This window comes from Microcystis sp. M31BS1 (assembly GCF_020245285.1).
Lineage (GTDB): Bacteria > Cyanobacteriota > Cyanobacteriia > Cyanobacteriales > Microcystaceae > Microcystis > Microcystis panniformis.
The window spans coordinates 1-3,938 of the sequence record NZ_JADBVE010000098.1; the positions used below are offsets into that span (position 1 = coordinate 1).

The following is a 3,938-nucleotide window of genomic DNA, read 5'->3' on the forward strand; positions in this document are numbered from 1 at the left end:
AAAGCCACTCTTAATCGTGTCTTGGAACGAAATAGAGGCTTTTAAAGACCGCGTACATGGAGAATTAAAACAAGAATTACCCTCGAAAAGCCTATTTTTCTACTAAGTATTTATGCTCATTGCAAAGGTGAGATGCTCCCAGGTAGCAGGGGTAATCACATTACCATCCTTAGGAACGGTACTGATATTGTCTCGTTGAACCGGGGCGGTAATGCGAGGGGTCAGTTTTGGGGTTTTCATCGTAAGTTACTCCAAAGGTAGTTGTCGATAACACTAAAAGATTTACACGATCCTTGTCAAGAGTTTTCTGTTAACTATTGTCAACTTTAAACAATTTGTTTGCAGGAAAAATGGACAAAGTTTAACACCAGATGCGACCGCGGCGAAAGGGCGGATCATTGGGATTCGCCTTGCGGTCTTTGAACATGGTTTTCCAGCGTCCGTAATCTTCTAAACCAGTGGCGGGAACGTATTTAGCTTTAGGTTGAGTTGTTTCTGGTTGCTCAATCTTGGGTTTTTCCGTGGTTGGTTGGTCAACATTCGCGGCAGCGGCTGCTGGTTCTGGCGCTCCTTTAGGTTTACTAGCCATTGTTTGATTTCCTCCAGTGTTTTTTACTAGGTTTTAGAAGTCGATACTAATAACGAAAACCGCCAAAAGAGGACATTTTCAGATAGCCATAGTGAGGGTATTGAAACTGAGCCGGATCATTGTAGTTAGCTCCATGAACTAACTTAACTAAGATAGATACCAAGTCTTCGCCATCTCCATGAACAATATCGACGCATTCATGGGGATGAATGAAATGGGGTCGTTTGACGGGAGCAGATTGTTTGGGAAGTCTCATGGTTGTTTTGGGGTAAATAATGGGGGTAGGGGCGAAGCATTCGGGCATAACCTATCGCTGAAACCTTAGATTTCCTATCCGAATGCTTCGCCCGTACTTGAAGTCAGAAGTCAGCGCAGGGGAGAGGACTAATAAGGAGAAGACCAGGAACGCACTTCGCCCAAAGTAACAGGAATTAAATCACTCACATCTATTGTAAACCGGAAGATTTTACGAGCGCGGCGGCTATTTTCCGGGTCGAAGAATTTTAACTGTACGTCCCAGCAATCGCTATCCATCCGACAGAAAGGACTCTTAGAAACGTTAATACTGTCGAGTTCCATCCCCGCACCCACAGCCTCAGAGAAAGTTTGCGCTGCTTGGAAAGCGTTGGTCGCGGCAAAATTGAGGGCGCGGTCTTGGGAAGTTTGCCCTAAATTGCGTAAATCGTAGTAGATGCGGTTGAGGAAACTACTCAAAGTGCGACGCATTTGGCTTTCTTGGGCTTCTGTTTGTTCTGCACCAACGGCTTCTATTGCCGCACTGACTAAAGTATTGATGTGCCAACCATAAATTCCCCGGGGGCTATCCGGTTCAATGACGGGAACAACTTGTCCTGAGAACAGGCGTACTGTCCGCCCAGTAATCCGTCCCGGAATGCTAACACGCTGGATATATTCGGGGCTGTCTTCTGCTTGCACTTGTCCTGAAAGAAGTTCCTGTAAAGCCGCATAAACTTCCCGGGAAAAAGAGCCAAGGGGTTCAATGGCGTAAATTGGCGTAAGTTCCAGATTCAGGGTCCAGATTAAGGATTTAGCCTCCGAGAGGTGGTCAGCCAGGTAATCCACCATCTGACGGGCATCGTAGGGATTAGAGGGAACTTCAATACCACCAATTACCGCTGTCGGCATCAGTTGTTTAAATGTGTCCCGACGGGCTTCGGAGCCGAAGTCATAGCCCAAGGTGCCAATGGCATAGACGATGCCACCAGCAGGTTCAGCAGCTTGGCTAGGGGTGACGGGTTTATTGGTAGTTTCGGGCATGGATACTCCTTGAGAGGTGATGACAGGATTGGGAATTTGGGCGACGGGAATTACCGGTGCGCTGGTTGCGGCACTCAGTTCGAGTTTTTGGCGTTCAGCCTCAGGGGTTTCGGGCGTACCACCGCAGCCACAGCCTGATGCTTCTACTGTTGCTTGGGTTTCCACAGATTCGGACATGGTTTCTCCTGTTAGTTGTTTAATTGCCCCAGAAATGTTCAATACTCCGGCTAAACATTTTGGTTCATTTTCGCTGTCTGCATATTGGCAGGGGAGGCCGCTTTTTAGTATTGCCTCCCGGACTGCGTGAGGATTGGGAGTTTCTCCTCGCTGCACCTGCAAGCTGAGTAATAAGGCGGCTACTCCGGCGACAATGGGCGCGGCGAAGCTGGTCCCACTCAGTTGCACAGTCCCGCCCCCTGGTTTTGCCCCTAAGATGTTTTCTCCAGGGGCAAGGATGCCTTGGCTTTGGTAGGTTTCCCCCCAATTACTAAAGTCGAGGGGATGCCCTCTAGCATCAACAGCACCCACCGCTAGGACGGCGGGAAGGGCCGCCGGAACTTGGAGGCATTCACAGCCATCATTGCCAGCAGCAGCAACGAGAAGAATATTTCTCTCGTTACACATCTCGACGGCACGAATTAGCCAGTCTTCGGCTTCTCCCATATCAGTGAGGGCCCCGCCGCTAATATTAATCACCTTTGCCCCTTTTTCGGCGGCTTGTTCAATCGCCCTCGCTAAATCGAGTTGGGAGAGTTTACGGTTATCCTCGGCGAAGACGGGGACGAGTAGGCCTCGACACTGGGGGGCAATACCTTGGATGTCGCTGTTGGGTTGTGCAAAGATGAGGCTGGCAATATGGGTTCCGTGGGTGGACATTTGCCCGGCGGTGGCTTGATGCTGGACGAGGGTGGGTAAACGGGTTAGGTCTGCCCCATTAAAGCAGGGATGGTCGGTATCAACTACACCATCGAGAATGGCGACGGTTATTTCTGCTGCGCCTTTGGTTTGTTTTTGTAGTTCTTTTAATCCCGGAATAGTTAAGACGTTCATCTTTTTTTAATTCTTGGTTTAACCGATAAAATTAATAATTAAATACATCACAAACCTTTAAGTTTAATTCTTTGAATCTGGCAGATTTTACTAGGTCATCATTGCTAAAATTACCAACCTGTGTGTAAGCATTTTCTCTTAATTCTAAGACTAAAAGAGTTTGAGTTTGAGGATCAACTATCCAGTATTCAGGAATCCCACAATCTTGATATTGGCTTCTTTTGGCGATGTAATCTCTCTCTCTTTGGATTTCCCCCGGACTAACCACTTCAATGACTAATAAGGGGGGTGCCATGGCAAGAAGAATCGTATTTCTCTGGGAGAGTAATTGAATATGTTCTTCTCGAATAATGGTTAGGTCAGGATAACGGTTTTTCGGTTCGCCTCTCACTTCTAATTCTAAACCATGTCCTCTGACTCTATCTGTTCCTAGCATCAAAGCAAAGACTAGAAAAAGACGATTAGCAATTTGAAAGTTAAGTCCTGATTCTGGTGGCATTTCTACCAATTCTCCGTTAAATAATTCATAAGATTCCTCTGAATTATCCTCATATTGTAGATATTCGGCAAAGGTTTGAAAGCGGGGTTTTGTGATTAACATAATTTCTTCATCTCTTTTTGTTGTTTAATTAATTTTTATGGCAACCAATCGCGATCTAGTAATTGTTCTAGTGAGTAAGGACATTGAGAGGGAAAAATCATAGTATTCGCTGTTTTGATTTTGACGAAACCTAACGCATCTTCATAAATATAGTTTAATTCTTCTTCTAAATAATTACGGAGATTAGCCGTCATTTTTCGCCTTAATTGAGTCCGAAAATTATAGATTTCTTCCTGCCAATTAATTGTATTATATTCTGTTTCTTTTGTCCAGTATTGCAGTAATAATAAATGGCGGATAACCTGTTCTAAAAGACTGGCTACCGCATTTTTCTTTTCTTTGCCCAAATCCTCTAATTCCTCGATTAAATGTTCTAAGTCTAGCTGTTGAAATTGATGATTTCTAAGCAAGCTAATGGTT

General features: G+C 45.4%; 6 protein-coding genes. All 6 read right to left on the minus strand.

Going from position 1 to position 3,938, the window contains the following annotated elements; all coding sequences use genetic code 11:
- Positions 1-102: 102 nt before the first annotated feature.
- Positions 103-240, minus strand: coding sequence for an anacyclamide/piricyclamide family prenylated cyclic peptide (locus tag IM509_RS05780; protein ID WP_185236826.1), 138 nt, complete (start codon positions 238-240; stop codon positions 103-105).
- 121 nt (positions 241-361) lie between these two features.
- Positions 362-589, minus strand: a complete 228-nt coding sequence (locus IM509_RS05785; RefSeq protein ID WP_185236827.1) for a cyanobactin biosynthesis PatC/TenC/TruC family protein — start codon at positions 587-589, stop codon at positions 362-364.
- 46 nt (positions 590-635) lie between these two features.
- Positions 636-893 carry a cyanobactin biosynthesis system PatB/AcyB/McaB family protein gene (locus tag IM509_RS05790; RefSeq protein ID WP_185236828.1) on the minus strand — a complete coding sequence of 86 codons (258 nt, stop codon included), beginning with the start codon at positions 891-893 and terminating at the stop codon, positions 636-638.
- 80 nt (positions 894-973) lie between these two features.
- Positions 974-2,917: a S8 family peptidase gene (locus tag IM509_RS05795; protein ID WP_185236829.1), complete on the minus strand. Its 1,944-nt coding sequence runs from the start codon at positions 2,915-2,917 to the stop codon at positions 974-976.
- Positions 2,918-2,948: 31 nt separating this feature from the next.
- Entirely contained in the window at positions 2,949-3,518 is a 570-nt protein-coding gene (locus tag IM509_RS05800; RefSeq protein ID WP_185236830.1) for a Uma2 family endonuclease, read from the minus strand.
- A gap of 35 nt (positions 3,519-3,553) precedes the next feature.
- On the minus strand, positions 3,554-3,938 hold a 385-nt coding region (locus IM509_RS05805), incomplete at its 5' end, for a DUF29 domain-containing protein (RefSeq protein ID WP_272079369.1).